The sequence below is a fragment of the Oerskovia sp. PE-21s genome, from assembly GCF_056158145.1.
Genome location: NZ_JBUXJM010000008.1, coordinates 127772 through 147989 on the forward strand (window position 1 = coordinate 127772; position 20218 = coordinate 147989).

Consider the following 20218-nt stretch of genomic DNA (forward strand, 5'->3'; position numbering starts at 1 on the left):
CGGACGCCGGTATCGGCCGTGGGACGATGTCGCGCATGACCGAGCTGACCCTGCACGACGACGCGAAGCGGCGCATGGTGCGCACCAACCTGATGCTCATCGGGATCCTGGCGCCGCTCCTCGGGCTGAACGCGGTCACGCTCGCGATCACCACGCGGAGCATCGCGCTCCCGCTCGTCTTCCTGGGCCTCGTGCTCGCCATGATCCCGCTGACGTACGCCCTCGCCCGCCAGGTGGCTGACAAGTCGCGCGTCACGTTCGGTGACGGGACCCTCACGGTCCAGGGGTGGGGGCGGTCGAAGACGTTCACGGTCGAGGACATGGAACGCGTCGTCACGATCGACAGCATGGGGTTCGCCGGCGCCGCGCCCACCCATCACCTCGTCGTCGGACCGCGCAAGCGTCTCCTCCTGCTCGTGGGACAGATGTGGGACCGCGAGCAGCTCTCCGCCCTCGCGCTCGACCTCGCCGGTCGCGGCGTCCCGCTCACGCCGATTCGTCAGCCCGTCACGCCGACCCAGCTCCGTGCCCTCGACCCGCGCCTCGTGCCGTGGCGCCAGGCCCACCCCGTCGCCGTCAGCCTGCTCGTCGGCCTCGGTGTGCTCCTCGTCCTCGTCACGCTGTTCGTCGTCGTGGTCGCGATCCTGGTCTGAGCCGCGCGCTCGGCGCAGGGGCGGCGGGCGGCGCGTCCCCGGGGGATGCTGGGCGGATGGACATCGAGGCCGTCGGCGAGGTGTGGCACTGGCGGGGGCCCGCACCCTTCCACTTCGTGACCGTGCCCGACGTCGAGAGCGCCCGCATCCACGAGGTCGCGGCCCTCGTGACCTACGGCTGGGGCATGATCCCGGTCTCGGCGCGCATCGGGGGCACGACCTGGACGACGTCGCTGTTCGCCAAGGACGGCCTGTACGTCGTGCCGCTCAAGGACGCGATCCGTGCGGCAGAGGGCGTCGAGCTGGGCGACACCGTCACCGTGCTGCTGACGCTCGACGTCACGCGCTGAGGGGATCCCGGGGGGCCGTGGCCCCGGCGGCGCTCGCGGTCGGGGACCCGGTCCCGGCCTGTGCCCGCGCGACGTGCGAGCGTGCGTGCTCGATCGCGGGCGGCAGGTCGGCGAACAGGTGATTCTCGTGGCGCAGCTCGTCGAGCACGCCGACGCGTGTCAGCACGGGCAGGTGGGCGGGCTGGATGCCCTTGACCAGGACCGTGACGCCCGAGCGTTCGAGGTCCGCGACCAGCTCGCCCAGCGCGTGGGCGCCCGTCGCGTCGACGAGGCGCAGGTGCGAGAGCCGCAGGACGACGACGAGGGCGTCCTGGTCGTCGCGGATCTGCGCGTGGATGCGGTCTGACGCACCGAAGAACATGGCGCCGTCGAGCCGGTAGAGCGCGATGTGCTCGTCACCCGGCAGGGCCGGTCCGGGCAGCGGCTCGCGGTGCACGGCCGCGGCCTTCGCGACCGACCGCAGCGCGAAGAACGCTGCGACGAGGAGCCCGATCTGGACGGCCTCGATGAGGTCGACCGCGATCGTCACGACCGCGGTCACGACGAGCACGACGGCGTCGGCCCGGGTCGAGGTCAGCACGGCACGGAGGGTCGCGACCGAGACCATACGCACCGCGGTGACCATGAGGACACCGGCCAGGGCCGCGAGCGGGATCGTCGAGACGGGCCCGGTCGCCAGGTAGATGACGACCAGGATCACGACCGAGTGCACGACGGCCGCGAGCCGCGTCCGGGCACCCGCGCGCACGTTGACCGCGGTCCGCGCGATCGCACCCGTCGCCGGCATGCCGCCGAACACGCCGCTCGCGATCGACGCCAGGCCCTGGCCCACGAGCTCGCGGTCGGGGTCGTAGCGGTGGGAGGCGTCGTCGGGCACGGTCGTGGCGCCCGACGGCCCGCGTGACGGCCTGACGGTTCCGGAACGTGCGGACCTGCCCTGCGCGGGCGACGGCATCGCCGCTGCGACGCGGGCCGAGAGGAGGGACTCGATCGCGGCGAGCGCCGCGACCGCGACCGCGGGGCCGATCAGCGACCGCAGCATGCCCGCGTCGAGGTGCGGCACGGTCGGGAGCGGCAGGGAGTCGGGCAGGGCGCCGATGCGTGCGACGGGGGCGCCCGTGAGCTGGACGACGACGGTCGCGAGCACGACCGCGACGAGCGACGCGGGCAGCGCGGGCGCCACGCGGGGCAGGACCAGCATCACGACGGCGACGAGCGCCACCGTGCCGAGCGTCCACAGGGCCGCGGGGCCGTTCGCGAACGCGGCGACGACCGAGTCGACGGCGACGACCAGCGGGTTGCCGCCCACCGTGCCCGTGACGCCCAGGGCCGCGGGGACCTGCTGGAGGAAGATGATCGCGGCGATCCCGGCCGTGAACCCTTCGACCACGGGCCACGGGATGAACGTCACGACGCGCCCGAGCCGCGTCACCCCGGCCAGCAGCACGACGACGCCCGCGAGGATCGCGACGAGCGGTACCGCCGCGGGGCCGTGCTGGGCGACGATCGGGGCGAGGACGACGGCCATCGCGCCGGTCGGCCCGCTGACCTGAACGCGCGAGCCGCCGAACACCGCGGCCACGATGCCGGCGACCACGGCGGTGACGAGGCCCGGCCCGGGGCCGACCCCGGCACTCACACCGAACGCGAGGGCGAGCGGCAGGGCGACCACGCCGACCGTGACCCCGGCGAGGAGGTCGGCGCGCAGCGTGCGTGGCCGCAGGTCGAGGTCGGTGCGTGACGGCAGGAGGTCGCGCGGGGACCGGGCGGAGCGCGGTGAGCGGGCCGAGCGGGTCGGCGGGGTCGAGCCGACGGGCAGGGGCGGGCCTGACGGCCGGGGCGCCCGGGTCACTGCCCGGTCCGTTCGCTCTCCCCCTGGAGGGGAGGCAGCTCGTCCGCGGCGGCGAGCTGTCGCCCGGACGCGTCGAGAGTCTCGCGCAGGAACGCGCGCGCGACGACGAGCAGCTCGGCGACGAGCGGCCGGCTCAGCCGGTAGACGACCGTGTTGCCCGTGCGCGACGACGTCACGACACCGGCACGCTTGAGCACCGCGAGGTGCTGGGACAGGACCGAGGCCTCGACGCCCGTCGCGGCGAGCAGGTCGCTCACGGGGGCCTCGTGGCCGGTCGCGGCGCTGAGCACCTCGAGCGCCTGGATGCGGGTGGGGTGCGCGAGGGAGCGGAACAGCTCGGCCTTGATCGCGTAGAGCGGCGCCGTGGTGGCGGTGGTGGGCACAGGACCTCCTGGAGACTTGGCGAGTTTAGCAACTCCTCAATCCATCGTTCTTCTCCGCTCTCCTCCTTCTCCCGTGGCATCATCGCGGCGTGCCCCTCCTCACCGAGCCCACCGTCCGCCCCGGCCACCTCAGCGCACAGCCGATGCCCGTCCTCGCGGGCGACGGGCTGACGCTGCGCCCCTGGGTCCGGGCCGACGCCCCGACCCTCCTCGCCGCGTACCAGGACCCGGCGATCCAGCTCTGGCACGCCCGCGCGATGGCCGACGTCGCCGAGGCCGAGGGGTGGGTCGACTCGCGGCACGAGCACTGGGTGCAGGAGGCGGCAGGGGACTGGGCGGTCGAGTCCGACGGCGTCGTGGTCGGCCGCACCGCCCTGCACCACCTGGACCTGCACGAGGGCGGGGGAGAGGTCGGCTACTGGGTCCTGCCTGCCGCGCGGGGCCGCCGGGTCGCGCCTCGGGCCGTCGGGCTGCTGGTCGCCTGGGCGTTCGAGGAACTCGGCCTGCACAGGCTGCGACTCGTGCACTCGACGCGCAACGAGGCGTCCTGCAAGGTCGCGCTCGCCGCGGGATTCGTGCCCGAGGGCACGCTCCGGGAGAGCGGCAAGCACGTCGACGGCTGGCACGACATGCACCTGCACGCCCGCCTCGCGGGCTGATCCCGGCCTCATCTGGCCCTCATCAGCGGTGGCTACGCTCGCCGAGCCATCACCTAGCCGGACGTCACGGTGCTTTCTCCGCAGAGCGCCGCCCGTCCGCACGCTCTCGACGAGGAGACCAGATGCCTGCTGCCGGACCCCAGACCTTGCCCTCGCCTGCCTTGCCTGCCTCGACGGCACCGACCGGCGACCGGCCCGCGCGGCCTGGTCTCCTCGGGCGGTCCGACGCCGTGGCCGTGGCCCTGGCCGCCCTCCTGACGCGGTGGTCGGTCCCCGCGCTCCGGGTCACGCTCGGCCTGGTGTTCCTGGGATTCGGGGTGCTCAAGTACTTCCCCGGGGCGAGCCCGGCGGAGCAGATCGTCACGCAGACGGTCGGGGCGCTGACCTTCGGCGTCGTCGAGGGGACGGCGGCGGTCGTCCTGACGGCGGTCGTGGAGACCGTCATCGGGCTGACGCTCCTGACGGGGCGATGGTTGAAGGTGGGCCTGGTCGTGCTCGCGGTCGCGCTGGTCGGCATGATGTCACCCGTGGTGCTCTTCCCCGGCGAGCTCTTCGGCGACGGCATGACGCTGCTGGGCCAGTACGTCCTCAAGGACGTCGTGTTCGTCGCCGCGGCGGCCGTGGTCGCGGCCGTCACGCTGGGGGCACGGCTGACGTGCGACGCGCGCTGACGCGCTGAGACCTGCCGCAGCCCGACGGCGTCACGCTCGTGACGCCGTCGGGCGGGGGGAGGAGCAGCGCGCCTCAGGAGTCCCAGATGGCGCCGAACGCGGGGATGCCCCGCGACTCGAGGCCCTCGACGACCTGGAACGTCGTCGGACGGTTCGAGATGCAGATGACGGCCTCGGCGCCGGTCGTGCGCACCGCGTCGAGCGCGAGGGCCACGAGGTCGGGCTTGCCCAGCGCGCGCGTGTCCCACACGAGGGCGTCCGGCAGCGACTGCGTGATCTCGCCGACGAGCCCGGGGCCGAACGTGGCCTCGGGCGTGCGGGTGACCCAGACCAGGTGGGCGGGCGCACCTGCGAGCAGGCTGGGCAGGCACGGGCCGATCCCGCTGCCCGTCGTGATCCACACGACCTTGCGGAAGAGCTTGCCGACGTTCCCCGCCCCGGCCGTGGGCACGCCGCGGACCCACACGTGGTCCGGCGGGGAGTCGATGAACGACCCCGTCCAGTCGCCCGCCCGGGAGATCGCCAGACGCAGCTCGGGTCGGCTCGGCGTGACGAGGTTGGCGAACGGGTGCCACTGCCCGAGCGGGTGCCGGGCGATCGTCGTCGAGGAACCCACGAACGTCTTCGGGTCGTGGTGCAGACGCACGATCGCGACGTGGGACGAGGGCGTGTGCACGTCCACCGCGACCTTGCGCAGGTGCAGCCACGGAAGCCCCACGCACACGACGACGACCGCCAGGACCCACGTCGCGGGGGCGGAGAGGATCGCACCCGACGGGTCGTCCGGCGAAAGGTCGCGCGCGAACAGGACCGTCAGGGCCGCGAAGCCCGCGAGGGTCGACCAACCACCGAGCCGGTGGCTCATCTCGAACAGGTCGTGGCGCCTGCGGCGCAGCGGCGCGGTGGCCAGGGCGGCGATCGTCAGCAGCAGCAGCGCGAGGACGACGACGACCCCGAGCGTCGGCCCCGACAGCTCGCCCCGCCCGTCCGGGCTCAGCGCGGTCGCGGCGAACACCGTGAACCACGCGGTCGCGGAGATCGCCGCGCCGACGTGGATCCCGCCCAGGTGGTAGACCTTCGCGAGCCCCGCGCGGACGCGCAGGGGCCACGTCACGGGCGCGCTCGTCGCGAGGCGGAACAGCAGGTTGACGACGTGCTGCTGCCGGATCACGGCCGCGGCCCCGAGGTTCAGCGCGGCCGCCGTGAGGGTCAGGTCGAGACGCGCGGGCGACGACGTGCCGGGGAGCACCGTGACGGCCACCGCCACGTTGATCGCCAGGACCAGGACGACGAGCCGCACGTACGGCATGAGCGCGGGGCGCGTCCACAGGCGCCGCCACCCCGTGAGCAGGGGCGGCAGGTCGGCCTCGTCGGAGGCGCGCGCCAGGGTGGGCGTGGCCGGAAGGTGGTCTGTGGACAGGGGGGAAGTCATACGGTGGCCTCCTCGTCGAGTGCGCTGACCATACTGTGACGGGGACCGCCGGGGCGCGGGATCCACAGGGTGATCTGGCGGCGCACCGCGCCGTGGGGACACAGCCGGCTCCCAGACTTCGCACCTACCCTGGTCGGACGCTCGCCGGAACCGGCGCCCGCGTGCCCCGGCGATCCCGAGACACACCGGAGTCCTCATGAAGAAGCTGCCCGCCGTCCTCACCGCGCTCGTCCTGACCGCCGCCCTCGCGGGGTGCTCGACAGCCGACGGGTCGCCCGCCTCGGGGGACGACAGCGCGCCCGCCGCGAGCGGCTCGGCGGGCACCCCGGCCGAGGTCAACGACGTCGACACGCACTTCGTCGCGATGATGACCCCGCACCACGAGCAGGCCGTCGAGATGAGCGAGATCATCCTGGCGGTCGACGGCGTGAGCGAACCGACGCGCGATCTCGCGCAGCGGATCCTCGACGGGCAGGCCGAGGAGATCGAGACCATGCTCGGCTGGGCCGACGCCTGGGCCATGGACGACCTCATGCACATGCACTCCGTGCACGTCGCGAACGGCATGCTCACGAGCGACCAGATGGGGTCTCTCGCTCGCCTCGCGGACGCGAGCGCGGGTGACGCCACGGCGGTGGCCGCGGCCGAGAAGACGTTCCTCGAGCTCATGCACTCGCACCACGAGGGGGCGATCGCGATGACGCAGGGCGAGATCGAGGGCGGCGGGCACGCCGAGCTCCGGGACCTCGCGCAGGTCATGGTCGACGTGCAGACGGCCGAGATGGCCGAGATCGACACGCTCCTCGGGCGGTAGGTCGCGCTGCGTCGCGGGCGTGGGCGGTGGACCGATGAGTTCCGGCCCTCCGCACGGTCCACCCCCTCGACCATCCGCCGTGCGCACTCCTGGAGGTTCCCGTGACCGACACCCCGACCGTCCCTGCGACCGCCCGGACGCTGCGGGTCCCGGGCGCCACGCTCCACCACGAGGTCAGGGGCCGGGGGCCGCTCGTGGTGCTCGTCGGCGCGCCCATGGACGCCGACGCGTTCGCGCCGCTCGCCGACCTGCTCGCGACCGACCACACCGTCCTGACGACCGACCCGCGCGGGATCCACCGCAGCACGGTCGACGACCCGGACGAGGACACGCCGCCGCAGGTCCGTGCCGACGACCTCGCGCGGCTCCTGACCCACCTCGACGCGGGCCCCGCGACCGTCGTCGGGTCGAGCGGTGGCGCCGTGACCGCGCTCGCTCTCGTCCAGTCGCGCCCCGACCTGGTCAGGACGGTCGTCGCGCACGAGCCGCCGCTGGACGCCCTCATGCCGGACCGTGAGCGGCTGCATGCCGCGACGCGTGAGCTCGTCGAGGATCATCGCGCGGGCGACGTCGTCGGGGCCTGGCGGAAGTTCTTCGCGGTCGGTGACATCGACGTCCCGGACGGGATGGTCGAGCAGGTGTTCGGCGGCGAGCGCGACCCGCAGCAGGTCGCGGACGAACGCTTCTGGTTCGCGCACGACCTCCTGGGGACCACGCTCTTCGAGCCCGACGTCGAGGCCCTGCGTGCCTCTCCCGTCCGCGTGGTCGTCGGGGTCGGCGAGGACTCGACCGGGCAGCTCTGCGACCAGACGTCGACGGCGCTCGCAGCCCTGCTCGGCACCACGACGACGCTCTTCCCGGGCGACCACACGGGCTTCGTCGACGACCCGTCGGCCTTCGCCCAGCGTTTGCGCAGGGTGCTCCGCACCGCTTGAGCCCCCCCGGACCGACCGCCGACCCGACCCACAGACACGAGGAGCACCATGTCATTTCAGGCCTACCTGGACGCCGTCGAGGACAAGACCGGGCTCACCCCCCGCCAGCTCGTGACGATCGCGCAGGAGAAGGGCTACGACGACCCGTCCGTCAAGGCCGGCGTGATCGTGGAGTGGCTCAAGGAGGACTACGGCCTGGGGCGCGGTCACGCGATGGCGATCGTCCACGTGATCAAGAAGGGGCCGACGATCGACAGCAAGCACGTCGGCTCGACCGGCACGCACCGCGACGAGTCGGACACCCTGTGGCTGGACGGCAGGGCGACCAAGCCCGCCTGAGCCCGGCTCGGCCGGCCTGCGCGACGACGGCCCGCACCGCCCGCGTGCGGGTGCGGTCCGTCGTCGAGGTGGACACGTGTCCGACTCGCGAGGTTCGTTACCTCATTGTGACAATCCCGTGGTTGCCATGTACGGTCGATTCTGCTCCGCAGAGAACCTTCTCGCTGGAGTGCTCCGGTGGACGCCGAACCCTGTCACCTCCGGAGCCACGAACTACACCCATGGCAGGGGTGGGGGACCCAATCTTGTGGGCACCGGAGACGGTGTCCTTGGGGTGAAGCCGGTCGGACCTCGGTCCGACCGGCCGGGCAGAAGATTCTCCGGCCCGAACCCGACAGCTGACCTCTCAGGCGTCCAGGAGAAACACACGTGACCTCACGCCCACGTGCGCGCCACCGTGCCGCGCACCGCCCCATCACCCCCTTGACCTCGCTCGGCCGGTCTGCCGCGTCCAGCGCCAACGCCGTCGTGCGTCGTAGTGCGGTCGTCGCCGCCTCGTCCGGCCTGCTGATCTCGGTCTTCACGGCCCCCGCGAACGCCGCCCCTGCCTCGGACGAGTCGAAGTCCATCGGCTCGGTCGACCTCGCCGCCGTGACCGCCCAGGCCCGCGAGGCCCTCCAGACCAGCCCCGCGATCACCGTTGCCGCCGACGCGGTGCTGCCGATCGAGCAGGCCTCGGTCGCGGTCACCCCCGCTCCCGAGCCCGAGCCCGAGCCCGAGCCCGAGCCGGCGCCCGCGCCGGTCGCTGCTCCCGCCCCCGAGCGTTCCGCGGCCGCTTCGCGCAGCGTCGAGCGCGCGCAGCCCGCAGCGGCCAAGGCCGTCGCCGCCCCGGCGGCCTCGGCCTCCGGCTCGGCCGCCGTCGACATCGCCCTGAAGTACGTGGGCGTGCCCTACGTCTACGGCGGTTCCTCGCCGAGCGGGTTCGACTGCTCCGGTCTGACGCAGTACGTCTACGCGCAGCTCGGCGTCTCGCTGCCGCACCAGTCGGGTGCCCAGCGCGACGCGGGCACGCCCGTCTCGGCCGCCGAGGCCCGTCCGGGCGACCTCATCTGGACCCCCGGCCACGTCGCGATCTACGCCGGCAACGGGATGCAGATCGAGGCCACGACCCCGGGCAGCACCGTCAAGCACAGCAAGATCTGGCAGAACAACCCGACGTTCATCCGCGTCGGCTGACCCGCTGCCCACGAGGCCCCGTCCACAGTCCTGTGGACGGGGCCTCGTGCGTTCCCGGCGCGTCCTGACCGCCCGACGGCGGCCCGTTCCTCGCTGACGGGGAGCGGGCGGGCGTCGGTATGCTCCACGCCATGCGGATCCCCAAGGTCGTGGTCGGGTGGACGGTCGCGGCCGTCGTCCTCGTCGGGCCGTTCGTCGTCTGGGTCGCGACCTGGACGACGACCGAGCTGACGTGCTTCACCGAGGACGACCTGGTCTCGCACACGAACCGCTCCACGACGTACTACGAGGTGCGGACGTCCTGCGGGGTGCTCCGGGTCGACGAGAACCGCCAGAGCCGGTTGGACGACGCGATCGACGCCGGGCAGACGTACCGGATGACGATCGAGGACCGAACCATCGTGCGGTGGCTGATCGATGTCGAGGAGACGTGAGGGTGCCCTCGCGTGCGCCTCGCCGTCCGGCCCGCTCGTGAGCGCGGGCGGAGGGTCAGCCCACGAAGAGGCAGAACGGGTGCCCGGCCGGGTCGGCGTAGACGCGCAGGGGCTCGACCGGGTCGTCCGACCGGTCGCGCAGCAGGCGGGCCCCCAGGGCGACGGCGCGCTCGTGCTGGACGTCGAGCGTGTCGCGGTCGGGGACCGTGCAGTCGAGATGGACCTGTTGCGGGACGGCCGGGTCGGGCCAGGACGAGGGCGGCAGGTGCTCGACCTGCTGGAACGCCAGGGGGACGCCCCCGGGCGAGCGCAGCACGAGCCAGTCCTGCCCGTTCGGGTCGGCGGCGCCCTCGGCCGGGGGCTCGTCGCCCGGGCGGTACTCCAGCCCGAGCAGGGCGCGGTAGAACTCGGCGAGGCCGCGGGCGTCGGTCGTGTCGAGCACGACCTGTCGGACGGTCGGGAACGTGGTCATCGGGCTCTCCTGGGCAGCGACGGTCGACGTCCTCCCACTGTGGCCTCGCCCCGGGCCGCTCGCGCGACGGGGCTCTCGGTCTCACCTCCCCGGACCGCTCGCGGCCCCGTGGCATCCTGACCGGGTGCGCGTCGAGCCGGTCAGCCCCGAGGTCCTGGTCGCGCGGGTCGCCGCGCTCGTCGCGGGCCACCCCCGTGCCGGTGGTGCGGTGCGCGTGCTCGTCGACGGCCACCCCTCGACGCACCCGGAGACGCTCGCCGACCAGCTCGTCGAACCCCTGCGCGTCGCAGGCCGCCCGACGGCGCGCATCGGTGTCCGGGACTTCCTGCGCCCCGCGTCGCTGCGGCTCGAGCACGGCCACGATGACCCGGACTCGTTGCTCGACGAGTGGATCGACGTCGGCGCGCTGAACCGGGAGGTGCTGACCGCCGTCGGGCCGGACGGGGACGGGCGCTACCTGCCGAGCCTTCGCGACCCCGTGACGTCGCGCTCGACGCGCGCCGACTACGTCGAGGCGCCCCCGGGGCTGGTCGTGCTGCTCGACGGGTCGCTGTCGCTCGGGCGCGGGCTCGACGTCGACCTGACCGTCCACCTGGCGCTCCAGGACGCGACCCTCGGGCGACGCACGCCACCTGCGGACGCCTGGACGCTGCCCGCGTACGCGCGGTACCGGGCAGAGGTCGCCCCGGAGCGGGACGCCGACGTGGTCGTGCGCGTCGACGACGCACGGCGCCCCGCGTGGGTCGACGTCCGGTAGGGTCTGCGCAGCGTCGCGTGCCGGTGGCAGACCGTGCCAGGCATGGAGGCGCCGGACACGAAGGAGCACGACGATGACGACGTCGACCCCTTCGCCCTCGCGTGACTGAGGGCGAGAAGACCAGGCTCGTCGCCTGGAGCCGCGAGCTGCGCGCCGTGCACGCCCGGCTGCGCGAGGCGCTGCGCGTGACCCGGGCCGCGCTCGACGACGGAGAGCCCGCCGAACCGGCGACCCGCGACCTGCTGCTGTTCTGCCACGGCTTCTGCACCGCCCTGACGGGCCACCACGAGGGCGAGGACCGCGAGCTGTTCCCCGCGATCGCGGCCGCCCACCCCGAGCTGGTCGGGACCCTGCGCAACCTGAGGCAGGACCACTCGATGATCGCGCACCTGCTGAGCGGGCTGCTGGCCGCGGTCGACCGGGCGGCGACGCCGGACGAGCTCGACCGTCACCTCGAGGGGGTTGCCGCGATCATGGAGTCCCACTTCCGCTACGAGGAGCGCGCGCTGCTCACGGTGCTCGACTCGCTCGCGCTCGACGCCGACGTCCGCGACGTCCTGGGACCGCTCTAGCGCGCCCGGACGGCGCGTGCCCGACGGCGGCGCGCCCGGCCGCGTGCCTCAGCGCACCTCGGAGCCCGGGTTGAGCGCGTCCCACCGCTCGCGCGAGGCCGCGATACCGTCGCGGTGGTCGGCCGACCAGTCGGCCAGGACCTTGACCAGCCGCGTGAGGCTGTGGCCCGACGCAGTGAGCTCGTACTCGACCTGAGGGGGCACGGTCGCGAACACCGTGCGCGTGACCAGGCCGTCCCGTTCGAGCCGGCGCACCGTGAGCGTGAGCATGCGCTGCGAGATCCCCGGGACCGCGCGCTGGAGCTCGCGGAACCGCCGGACCCCCTGGGCGAGCTCGACCACGACGAGCACCGACCACTTGTCGCCGATCCGGTCGAGGACGTCACGGATGCCGCAGTCCTCGTGCGGTTCGCCGCACGAGACGACGGGGGACGTGGTCACTGCGGTGTGCCCTGCTGACATCGAAGTGCCTCCTTACGGTCGGTCCTGGTCCGCGGCGACGATGGTCCCGCTCGTGAAGACAACCACACCATCGGAAGGACCTGCCCATGCTGCTCGTCACCGGAACCTCCGGCGCCCTCGGTGGGGCGGTCGCCGCCCGCCTCGCCGACCGGGACGACGTGCTGAGGGGGTCTCGGGAGCCCCGGGGGCCCGGCGCGCGGCTGGTCGACTTCGACCGGCCCGAGACCCTGCCCGCCGCGCTCGACGGGGTCGACGTGCTCCTCGTGGTCTCGGCGGGGTACGCCGAGGACGACGTCGTGCGGGCACGGCACGGGGCGGTGGTCGACGCCGCGGCGACCGCCGGTGTGCGGCACGTGGTCTACACGAGCCTCGCGGGAACGGCCGAACGGTTGACGATCGCGCTGGCCCACCGGTGGACCGAGGCCCGGCTCGCGGGCGCGCCGTTCGACGTGACGATCCTGCGCAACGGCCTGTACGCCGAGGTCCCGGTGGCGCTCGCGGTCGGGTTCACGGCGCAGCCCGACGGCGTGTTCGCGGCTCCGTGGGCAGACGGCGCGGTGTCCGTGGTCCATCGCGACGACCTCGCGGACGTGGCCGCACGGGTGGCCGCCGAGGTGCACGACGACGTCCGCGCGGGTCGGAGGTCAGGGCATGCGGGTCGCGTCTACGAGCTCGCCGGGGACGCGCGCCTCACGGGGTCGGACGTCGCCGCGCTCGTCGGTGGCAGGTACGAGGCGGCTCCGCTCGGCGGAACCTGGGACGCGCTGGCCGCAGGGGTCCCGCCCTACCAGGTGGCGCACGCGGCGTCGATCTTCGCGACCCTCGGTGCGGGCTTCCTCGCGCGCGGGGACGACGACGCGGACCACCTGGCGGAGCTGCTCGGACGCCCTCCGCGCCCGGTCACGGACGTGGTGCGGGGAGTGCTGGGCTCCCGCCCGGCACCATGACGCGCGTGGCGCGTGCGACGGCGTCCCGGCGTCACCTCAGCCGCGTGAGACGGTGACCCGCCCGTTGGACGAGGACGCGTCGATCGTGAACTCGCCGTCGGGGTCGTCCGGGACGCTGACGTCCGTGCCGCCCAGATCGGTCTCGGCGTGCACCCGGTAGCTGCCGTCGGGGACCTGGACCTGGACCTTGCCGTTGTCGGTCGCCGCCCGGACGTCCTGCGGGGTCGTGATCGAGATCTCGACCGACCCGTTCGACGTCTCGGCGTCGATCCCGTCGGTGCCTCCGAGCCGGGTCCCGGTGATCTTGCCGTTGGAGGTCCGCGCGACGATCCGCGCGTCGACGTCGGTGAGGGTGATGGACCCGTTCGACGTCTCGACGTCGACCGCGCCGGTCGCGTCCAGGTCGATGCTGCCGTGCGACGTCTCGCCCGTGACGGGCAGCCCGGCGGGCAGGTCGATCGAGTAGCTCGCCGAGCAGTACCGACCGCAGCCGGACAGGACGAGGACGCCGTCCTCGACGCGGTGCGTCTCCTGCTCGGGGTAGGAGCCCGCGTAGTCGACCGTGCGCTCGATGCCGACCTCGGTCGCCGAGCCGTCCCCGCGCAGCGTGACGGAGCCGGCCTCGAGGTCGAGGCGCACCGCGGTGATCTCGTCCGTGACGGTGTAGGTGTCGGTCGCGATCGACCGCGGCCCGAACCCGCACGCCCCGAGCGTGACCGCCGCGACGGCCACCAGGCCCGCCGTCACCAGTCGCCGGTTCGTGGTCCGCATGTCGATCCCCTGTTCGTCGTGTCCGAGGCGTTCGTGGAGTGGTGGGGGCCCCGCCCCCCGGCGGGGCCCACCACCATCGAGGCTAGGGTGCGCGGACCTCTCGGCGACATGGGGTGTTCCCCCCATTTCGCCCTCGGGGTGAACCCCGAGAGCGCTCCGCACCGCAGGCCGGGACACGGGGGTGAACACTCTCTGCTCGCCGAGCGCGCACGAACCCTGGCGCGGTACTCTCGCCCGGGTAGGGAGGTTTCCGACCTACTCATGTCCAGGGGAACGACCGTCGACGGAGACCGGTAGACATGCTTCTTGCAGGAGATCAACGACTGCTCCGGGAGATCAACGCCCGCGCAGTCCTCGAGGTGCTCGACGCCCACGACACGCTCGGACGACCCGAGATCGTCGCGGCCACGGGCCTGTCCAAGACCACCGTGGCGCTCGCGCTGCGCACCTTCGTCGAGCACGGGCTCGTCGAGGAGGCCGGCCTCGACCACGACAGACGCGGCCCCGCAGCCACGCTGTACCGCGTCGACCCCGAGCACGGGTACGCGCTCGCGGTCGACATCGGTCACGTGCGCGTCCGTGTCGCGCTGGTCGACCTCGTCGGCCGCGTCCGAGCCCGCGCCGAGCAGCCGCTGTCCGCGAAGGAGCCCGAGGCGCGCGCGAGCACGGTCGAGAAGCTCGCCGCGCACTGCGTCGCCGCGGTGCGCCACGACACGGGCGCCGAGTCCGTCGCGGTCCGGTGCGCCGTCGTCGGGCTCCCGGCGATCGTGGACGCCGACCACGCCGTGGTGCGCCGCGTGCCCGGCCTCGAGAAGGGCGGGCCCACGCTGCACGCGGCCCTCGAGGAAGGCCTCGGCTGTCCCGTCGTGCTCGAGAACGACGTCAACCTCGCCGCGATCGCCGAGCAGCGCACGGGCGCGGGCAAGGGGCTCGACTCGTTCGTGCTGCTGCGCCTGGGGATCGGGCTGGGCGCAGGCATCGTCATCGACGGCAGGCTGCACCGCGGCGCGTCCGGCGGGGCCGGCGAGGTCGCGTTCCTCCCGCAGCCCGGCCGCGCCCTCGGCGCCGAGAGCATCGGCGCCGCGTCGCTCGCGACCTCGGCCAAGGAGGCCGGCCTGCCCGCAGGTCTCGCACCGCACGAGGTCCTCGACCTCGCGGCCGACGGCGACGAGCGTGCCGTCGCGGTCGTCGACGAGCTCGCCGGACGCCTCGCCGTGCTCGTCGCGTCGGTCGCGCTCCTGCTCGAACCGCAGAAGATCTTCCTCGCGGGCGTCGCGCGCGAGGACGCGGTCCTGGGCCGCGTCCAGACCTACCTCGCCGAACGGGTCGGCATCCTGCCGATCGTGGTCGAACCCAGCGCCGTCGCGGCCGACGCCGTGCTGCTCGGCGCCGCGGCCCTCGCGCGGGACACGCTGCGCGACCAGGCGTTCACGGCCGCGGTGCGGCGCGCCGCCGAGTCGGAGGACCTGCCCGACGACGACGCGCCCCTCGACGCAGACCTCACCACCGGCCTCTCCTCCCGAGGAGCCGACGATGCGCGCACCCTCTGACCTCGTGACCCGGCTCGGCCTCCCGCCGGACGCCCGGGCGCTGATCCTCAACGCCGACGACTTCGGCATGTGCCGCGCCGCCAACCGCGCGATCACCGAGCTGCTCGTCGCGGGCCACCTCGACTCCGCGACGCTCATGGTGCCGTGCCCGTGGGCCCCCGAGGCGCTCGCGTTCGCGGCCGACCGCACCGACCTCGACCTGGGCGTGCACCTCGTGCTCACGAGCGAGTGGACCAGGTACCGGTGGCGCCCTCTCACCGGGATCGGGACGACCCTCGTCGACGACGCCGGGTACTTCCCGGCCGACTGCCGCAGCGTCGAGCTCCGGGCGAGCGACGCGGACGTCGTGGCCGAGCTCGCCGCCCAGCTCGACGCGGCGCTCGCCGCCGGCATGGACGTCACGCACCTCGACAACCACATGGGCTCGGTCTACGGGCTGGAGACGGGCCGCAGCCTCCTGCCGCAGGTCTTCGGGCTCGCGGCCCGTCACGGCCTGCCGTTCCGGCTGCCGCGCACGGTCGGCCTGGGGCTGCCCGACACCTACCGGTCGGTGCTCGACCAGGCCGCGGCCGCGGCCGACTCGGCCGGCGTCGTGATCCTCGACCACCTCGCCACCCACCCCTTCGAGCTCCTCGGGGAGGGGACGCCGGACGAGGAGGACTTCGCCTCGATGAAGACGGGCTTCCTCGACCTGCTCCGCGCGACCGAGCCGGGGGTCACCGAGGTCTTCCTGCACCCCATGCTCGACGACGACGAGCTCGGCGACGTCGCCGACCACTCGGTCGCCAAGCGCGGCTTCGAGCGCCGGCTGCTCGCCGACCCCGACGTCGCCGCGACCCTCGCCGAGGAAGGGATCGTGCGCGTCGGCTGGCGCGACCTGCGCGACGTCCAGCGCGGGCTCGAACCCCGGGCGCGAGACGCCTCGGGCACCCTGCCCGCGCGGGCGAGCGACGCCGTCGGGGGTGCTCGATGAGCGCGCTCACGGCCCTGCGCGACCGCCGTCTGACCGGTCTCCCCACGCGCGGTCAGACCCTCGCCTACGGCGCCTCGGCGTTCCCCGCGAACCTCATGGCGCAGACGTTCTCGGCGTTCGTCGTGTTCTTCTACGTCGACCACCTGCGGCTCCCCGCGGGCTGGGTCGCGGGCGCGATGGTCGCGCACGGCATCCTCAACGCAGTCCTCAACCCGCTCGTCGGCGCGGCCTCCGACCGGCACCGCACCCGCTGGGGGCGCCGCGTCCCGTGGATCGGGCTGGGGATCGTGCCGCTCGTCGCGGCGTTCTCGCTCGTGTGGATGCCTCCCGAGGTCAGCCCCACGGGGCTGCTCGTCTGGTTCCTCGTGGTGGTCGCGGTCTACGACGTCGCGTACGTCGCGGTCGTCCTCAACACCTCGGCGCTCTTCCCGGAGATCTTCCGCACGACGGCGGAGCGCGCCCGGGGCAACACGCCGCGCCAGATCTTCGGCCTGGTCGGGATGATCCTGGGCACCGCCGCGGCACCGCTGCTCTACGGCTCGCCGCTCGGGTGGGTCGGCATGGGACTCGTACTGGGTGCGCTGTGCCTCGCGTTCTACCTGTGGTCGCTCGCGGGCATGGTCGAGAGGCCCGTCGACGAGGTCGAGGTCAAGGCCCGCGAGGCCGCGCTGCCGCTGCGCGAACAGCTCCGGTACACGTTCGCGAACAAGGCGTTCGTGACGTACGTCCTGGGCTCCCTGCTGCTCCAGTCCACGACCGCGCTCCTGCTCGCGTCGGTGCCGTTCTACGTGCGCTACGTGCTGGGCGGTGCCGAGGCCGACGCGACGCTCGTGCTCGCGCCGATCTTCGTCGTCGCGATCCCCGCGATCGTCGGCTGGTCCTGGGTGGTCCGCAAGGTCGGGCCGCGCCGGGCGTTGCTGTGGTCGGTCGCGGCGTACGGCGTGGCCGTGGGGCTGTTCGTGCTGCCCGGGTCGCTGCCGGGGGCCATGGCCGTGGCCGGGCTCGTGGGCATCGGGGTCGCGGGCATGATGCAGCTCCTCGAGGTCGCGCTCGGCCAGGTCATCGACGACGACGAGCGGCGGACCGGGCTGCGCCGCGAGGGCATGTACTTCGGGGTCAACGGGTTCGTGGTGCGCGGCTCGGTGATCGTGCAGGCCGTGGTGATCGCGGTGGCCCTCGGCGCGACGGGCTACGACGCCGGTCTCTCGGTGGCGGACCAGCCCGAGGCCGTGTCGACCGGGATCCGCGTGCTCATGGGCGGCGTGCCGCTCGTGGTGGCCGGGCTGGCCTGGCTCTGCTTCTGGGTGTACCCGTTGCGCGGGCTGGACGTGCCCGGCGCCGCCGGGGACGACGAGCCGCGGAGTGTCGAGGCGCTGAGCCGCTGATCCCGACGCCTCGATGACGTGTCGGAGATGACGTGTCAGAGTGGGCGTGACCCATGGGTCACGCCCACTCTGACACGTCGGTCAGGACTAGGGCTCGACGAGGGAGAGGACGACCCCGATGACGTGGTGGATCTGCCGGACGTGCGCCGTCGAGCACGCGGACCGTCCCGAGGTGTGCGCGATCTGCGCCGACGAGCGCCAGTGGGTGCCCGCGGACGGTCAGGCGTGGACGACGCTCGACGAGCTCGCGGCCGAGGGGCACGAGGTCTCGGTGACCGAGCTCGAACCGGACCTCTTCGCGCTCGCGGGGCACCCCGGGGTCGGCATCGGGCAGGAGTCCAAGATCGTGCGGACCCCGGCCGGGATGCTGCTGTGGGACCCGGTCGGTTACCTGGACGACGACGCCGTGCGCCAGGTCCGGGCGCTCGGCGAGGTCGTGGCCGTCGTCGCGAGCCACCCGCACATGTTCGGGGTCCAGGTCGAGTGGAGCCGCGCGCTCGGGGACGTGCCCGTCCTCGTCGCCGAGGCCGACGCGGGGTGGGTCGCCCGCCCCGACCCGGTGATCGAGACGTGGTCCGAGGACCGCGAGATCCTGCCGGGCGTGACGCTCTCCCAGCCGGGCGGGCACTTCCCCGGCAGTGCCGTCGTCCACTGGGCGGCCGGTGCGCAGGGGCGTGGCGTCCTGCTCAGCGGTGACACGATCTTCGCGAACCCCGACCGCACGTCGGTGAGCTTCATGCGCAGCTACCCCAACCGGATCCCGTTGTCGGGGGCCGTGGTGGACCGGGTCGCGACCCATGTCGAGCGCTTCGCGTTCGACCGGCTCTACAACAACTTCGAGGGCGTGATCCCCGTGGGTGCGCGGGGCGTCGTGCGCCGGTCCGCGGACCGGCACGCGGCGTGGGTGCGCGGGGACTTCGACCACCTCACGTAGGGCTGCGGCTCGTCGCCGAGCGCTTCGCCGACGGACGGCCCGAGCTGCACGCTCGACGTACAGGGACATTCGCGACAGGATGTCCGCGTGAGCACCGGACCAGCGCTGGACCCCGAGATCCTGGACTTCTACACCGACCGCTACCGCGAGGAGCGTCGCCTCCACGCGACCGCTCACGGTCGCCTCGAGCTGCTGCGCACGCGCGAGCTCCTGAGCAGGTTCCTCCCGGCAGCCCCCGCAAGGGTGGTCGACGTCGGGGGTGCGACCGGGGTGCATGCGGCCTGGCTCGCGGACGCCGGGTACGACGTCGACCTGATCGACCCCGTGCCATCGCACGTGGCCCGTGCGGCGGAGATCCCGGGGGTACGTGCGCAGGTCGGGGACGCGCGGGAGCTGCCCTTCACGGACTCCTCGGCGGACGCCGTGCTCGTCCTGGGGCCGCTCTACCACCTCACGGAGCGGTCCGACCGTTTGCTCGCACTCCGTGAGGCGGCGCGCGTGGCGCGCAGCGGAGGCGTCGTGGTCGCCGCGGCGATCAGCCGGTACGCGGGGCTCCTGGAGCTCGCGGCCGTGGGGGAGGTGTCGGACGAGACGGAGGCGTCGCTGCGTCGCGCTGTCGAGACCGGCCTGCACGACCCGCGGTCCGGCTTCACGACCGCGTACTTCCACCGTCCCGACGAGCTCGCGGGGGAGCTCGAGGACGCGGGGCTGGGGACGGTCGCGGTCTACGGTGTCGAGGGGCCGAGCGCCCCGGCGCTCGACAACCTGCCGCTGGACGAGGCCGAGCCCCTGCTGGGTTCCGCGGTCCGGGCGGCGCGCCTGCTCGAGCAGGACCCGGCGATGATCGCCGCGAGCCCGCACTTCCTGGCTTTCGGCCTCGTGGGCTGACCGTCCACGACACGCTTGTGCAATCCGTCACAAGCGTCGCGACTTCGGTCCCCGGAGATGCGACGATCGAGACAGCCGAGGTCCCACGACGGAGGAGACTGCCATGAGACCGCTCGTACGACGGACCGCCGCTGCGGCGCTCGTGGTCGGAGCGCTGCTCCTGACCCGACGCCTGACCATGACCTGGGGGACCCGCGACGGCGAGCCGTCCGAGCCGCTCGCGGGCGACGAGATCGTCCCCGACGCCGACGCGGTCGCGACCCGCGCCGTCACGATCGACGCCCCGCCGCGCGAGGTGTGGAAGTGGGTCCTGCAGCTCGGCCAGGGGCGCGGGGGCTTCTACAGCTACGAGTGGCTCGAGAACCTCGTGGGCTGCGACATCGAGAACGCGGACCGGGTCGATCCCCGGTGGCAGCGTCTCGCGGTCGGCGACGACGTGCGCCTCCACCCCGACGTCGCGCTGCGCGTCGCCGCGATGGTCCCGGACCGGCACCTCGTGCTGCGTGGAGCGGTGCCGGTCGGTGCGTCGGCACCGCCGTACGACTTCACCTGGTCCTTCGTGCTGCGCCCCGTCGCCGACGGCGCCACGCGCCTCGTCGTGCGCGAGCGCTACGGGTACACGCGCTGGTGGTCCGGGGCGATCGTCGAACCGGTCCAGCCCGTCAGCTTCCTCATGAGCGCGCGCATGCTGCGCGGCATCCGCGACCGCGCCGAGGGGCGCGTGGGCGAGAAGGCCGCCTGAGGCGAGCGGCGCCGTCGGGCGGGAGATCCTGCCCGACGGCGCCGCTCACCGTCAGCGGTGCGTCCTG

The 20218-nt window shown here is 73.7% G+C and carries 24 protein-coding genes and 1 riboswitch; of the genes, 18 read left to right on the forward strand and 6 right to left on the reverse strand.

Annotated elements, in window-relative coordinates; all coding sequences use genetic code 11:
* Positions 1-35: 35 nt before the first annotated feature.
* On the forward strand, positions 36-653 hold the full coding sequence (locus tag ACZDYF_RS15735) for a hypothetical protein (protein WP_475059120.1): 618 nt from the start codon (positions 36-38) through the stop codon (positions 651-653).
* A gap of 56 nt (positions 654-709) precedes the next feature.
* Positions 710-1003, forward strand: coding sequence for a DUF1905 domain-containing protein (locus ACZDYF_RS15740; protein WP_475059127.1), 294 nt, complete (start codon positions 710-712; stop codon positions 1001-1003).
* Here the strand turns inward: ACZDYF_RS15740 and ACZDYF_RS15745 are convergent.
* Both ACZDYF_RS15745 and ACZDYF_RS15750 read right to left on the reverse strand, forming a co-directional pair.
* Positions 993-2750 carry a SulP family inorganic anion transporter gene (locus ACZDYF_RS15745; protein WP_475059411.1) on the reverse strand — a complete coding sequence of 586 codons (1758 nt, stop codon included), beginning with the start codon at positions 2748-2750 and terminating at the stop codon, positions 993-995. The two genes, ACZDYF_RS15740 and ACZDYF_RS15745, sit on opposite strands and share 11 nt — an antisense overlap.
* Positions 2751-2851: 101 nt before the next feature.
* The gene (locus ACZDYF_RS15750; RefSeq protein ID WP_191791186.1) at positions 2852-3238 is read right to left on the reverse strand and encodes an ArsR/SmtB family transcription factor; all 387 of its coding nucleotides are present in this window, start codon (positions 3236-3238) and stop codon (positions 2852-2854) included.
* Positions 3239-3327: 89 nt separating this feature from the next.
* On the opposite strand from ACZDYF_RS15750, the gene ACZDYF_RS15755 reads away from it, so the two are divergent.
* Both ACZDYF_RS15755 and ACZDYF_RS15760 read left to right on the forward strand, forming a co-directional pair.
* Positions 3328-3897, forward strand: coding sequence for a GNAT family N-acetyltransferase (locus ACZDYF_RS15755; RefSeq protein ID WP_475059132.1), 570 nt, complete (start codon positions 3328-3330; stop codon positions 3895-3897).
* A 122-nt stretch (positions 3898-4019) separates the two neighbouring features.
* Entirely contained in the window at positions 4020-4568 is a 549-nt protein-coding gene (locus ACZDYF_RS15760; RefSeq protein WP_475059137.1) for a DoxX family protein, read from the forward strand.
* Between the two features lie 73 nt (positions 4569-4641).
* Here the strand turns inward: ACZDYF_RS15760 and ACZDYF_RS15765 are convergent, their stop codons facing one another.
* Positions 4642-6000: a ferredoxin reductase domain-containing protein gene (locus tag ACZDYF_RS15765; RefSeq protein ID WP_364075942.1), complete on the reverse strand. Its 1359-nt coding sequence runs from the start codon at positions 5998-6000 to the stop codon at positions 4642-4644.
* 196 nt (positions 6001-6196) lie between these two features.
* Here ACZDYF_RS15765 and ACZDYF_RS15770 point away from each other — a divergent pair, with 196 nt between their 5' ends.
* The 5 genes from ACZDYF_RS15770 to ACZDYF_RS15790 all read left to right on the forward strand — a co-directional run bounded on the left by ACZDYF_RS15770 (position 6197) and on the right by ACZDYF_RS15790 (position 9698).
* Positions 6197-6814 (forward strand): DUF305 domain-containing protein, encoded by a 618-nt coding sequence (locus tag ACZDYF_RS15770; protein ID WP_475059140.1) that lies wholly within the window; start codon positions 6197-6199, stop codon positions 6812-6814.
* A gap of 101 nt (positions 6815-6915) precedes the next feature.
* Positions 6916-7749 carry an alpha/beta fold hydrolase gene (locus ACZDYF_RS15775; protein WP_475059144.1) on the forward strand — a complete coding sequence of 278 codons (834 nt, stop codon included), beginning with the start codon at positions 6916-6918 and terminating at the stop codon, positions 7747-7749.
* Positions 7750-7797: 48 nt separating this feature from the next.
* Positions 7798-8088, forward strand: a complete 291-nt coding sequence (locus ACZDYF_RS15780) for a DUF4287 domain-containing protein (protein ID WP_191791182.1) — start codon at positions 7798-7800, stop codon at positions 8086-8088.
* Between the two features lie 182 nt (positions 8089-8270).
* Positions 8271-8452: riboswitch (cyclic di-AMP (ydaO/yuaA leader) on the forward strand.
* A 5-nt stretch (positions 8453-8457) separates the two neighbouring features.
* Positions 8458-9264, forward strand: a complete 807-nt coding sequence (locus tag ACZDYF_RS15785) for a C40 family peptidase (protein WP_475059148.1) — start codon at positions 8458-8460, stop codon at positions 9262-9264.
* Positions 9265-9395: 131 nt separating this feature from the next.
* A complete protein-coding gene (locus ACZDYF_RS15790; RefSeq protein WP_475059151.1) occupies positions 9396-9698 on the forward strand; it encodes a hypothetical protein in 303 nt (100 codons plus the stop codon).
* A 55-nt stretch (positions 9699-9753) separates the two neighbouring features.
* Here the strand turns inward: ACZDYF_RS15790 and ACZDYF_RS15795 are convergent, their stop codons facing one another.
* The gene (locus ACZDYF_RS15795; protein ID WP_400274905.1) at positions 9754-10170 is read right to left on the reverse strand and encodes a VOC family protein; all 417 of its coding nucleotides are present in this window, start codon (positions 10168-10170) and stop codon (positions 9754-9756) included.
* Between the two features lie 124 nt (positions 10171-10294).
* Between ACZDYF_RS15795 and ACZDYF_RS15800 the strand changes: the two genes are divergently transcribed.
* Both ACZDYF_RS15800 and ACZDYF_RS15805 read left to right on the forward strand, forming a co-directional pair.
* Complete coding sequence (locus tag ACZDYF_RS15800; protein ID WP_475059156.1) at positions 10295-10927, forward strand: nucleoside/nucleotide kinase family protein; 633 nt, start codon at positions 10295-10297, stop codon at positions 10925-10927.
* 101 nt (positions 10928-11028) lie between these two features.
* The gene (locus ACZDYF_RS15805) at positions 11029-11499 is read left to right on the forward strand and encodes a hemerythrin domain-containing protein (RefSeq protein ID WP_364075953.1); all 471 of its coding nucleotides are present in this window, start codon (positions 11029-11031) and stop codon (positions 11497-11499) included.
* Positions 11500-11547: 48 nt separating this feature from the next.
* Here the strand turns inward: ACZDYF_RS15805 and ACZDYF_RS15810 are convergent, their stop codons facing one another.
* The gene (locus tag ACZDYF_RS15810; protein ID WP_191791174.1) at positions 11548-11961 is read right to left on the reverse strand and encodes a winged helix-turn-helix transcriptional regulator; all 414 of its coding nucleotides are present in this window, start codon (positions 11959-11961) and stop codon (positions 11548-11550) included.
* Positions 11962-12047: 86 nt separating this feature from the next.
* Between ACZDYF_RS15810 and ACZDYF_RS15815 the strand changes: the two genes are divergently transcribed.
* Positions 12048-12908, forward strand: coding sequence for an NAD(P)H-binding protein (locus ACZDYF_RS15815; RefSeq protein WP_475059163.1), 861 nt, complete (start codon positions 12048-12050; stop codon positions 12906-12908).
* 36 nt (positions 12909-12944) lie between these two features.
* Here the strand turns inward: ACZDYF_RS15815 and ACZDYF_RS15820 are convergent, their stop codons facing one another.
* Positions 12945-13679: a DUF4097 family beta strand repeat-containing protein gene (locus tag ACZDYF_RS15820; protein ID WP_204806664.1), complete on the reverse strand. Its 735-nt coding sequence runs from the start codon at positions 13677-13679 to the stop codon at positions 12945-12947.
* A 299-nt stretch (positions 13680-13978) separates the two neighbouring features.
* Between ACZDYF_RS15820 and ACZDYF_RS15825 the strand changes: the two genes are divergently transcribed.
* From ACZDYF_RS15825 to ACZDYF_RS15850, 6 genes are all read left to right on the forward strand, one after another.
* Positions 13979-15229, forward strand: a complete 1251-nt coding sequence (locus ACZDYF_RS15825) for an ROK family transcriptional regulator (protein WP_475059166.1) — start codon at positions 13979-13981, stop codon at positions 15227-15229.
* Complete coding sequence (locus ACZDYF_RS15830) at positions 15213-16202, forward strand: polysaccharide deacetylase family protein (RefSeq protein WP_475059169.1); 990 nt, start codon at positions 15213-15215, stop codon at positions 16200-16202. The genes ACZDYF_RS15825 and ACZDYF_RS15830 overlap by 17 nt, the downstream gene beginning before the upstream one ends.
* Positions 16199-17587 carry an MFS transporter gene (locus tag ACZDYF_RS15835; protein WP_475059174.1) on the forward strand — a complete coding sequence of 463 codons (1389 nt, stop codon included), beginning with the start codon at positions 16199-16201 and terminating at the stop codon, positions 17585-17587. The genes ACZDYF_RS15830 and ACZDYF_RS15835 overlap by 4 nt, the downstream gene beginning before the upstream one ends.
* A 118-nt stretch (positions 17588-17705) precedes the next feature.
* Positions 17706-18521, forward strand: coding sequence for an MBL fold metallo-hydrolase (locus ACZDYF_RS15840; protein WP_204806658.1), 816 nt, complete (start codon positions 17706-17708; stop codon positions 18519-18521).
* Positions 18522-18608: 87 nt separating this feature from the next.
* The gene (locus ACZDYF_RS15845; RefSeq protein WP_475059178.1) at positions 18609-19409 is read left to right on the forward strand and encodes a class I SAM-dependent methyltransferase; all 801 of its coding nucleotides are present in this window, start codon (positions 18609-18611) and stop codon (positions 19407-19409) included.
* Between the two features lie 103 nt (positions 19410-19512).
* On the forward strand, positions 19513-20151 hold the full coding sequence (locus ACZDYF_RS15850) for an SRPBCC family protein (protein ID WP_475059181.1): 639 nt from the start codon (positions 19513-19515) through the stop codon (positions 20149-20151).
* Positions 20152-20218: the final 67 nt, after the last annotated feature.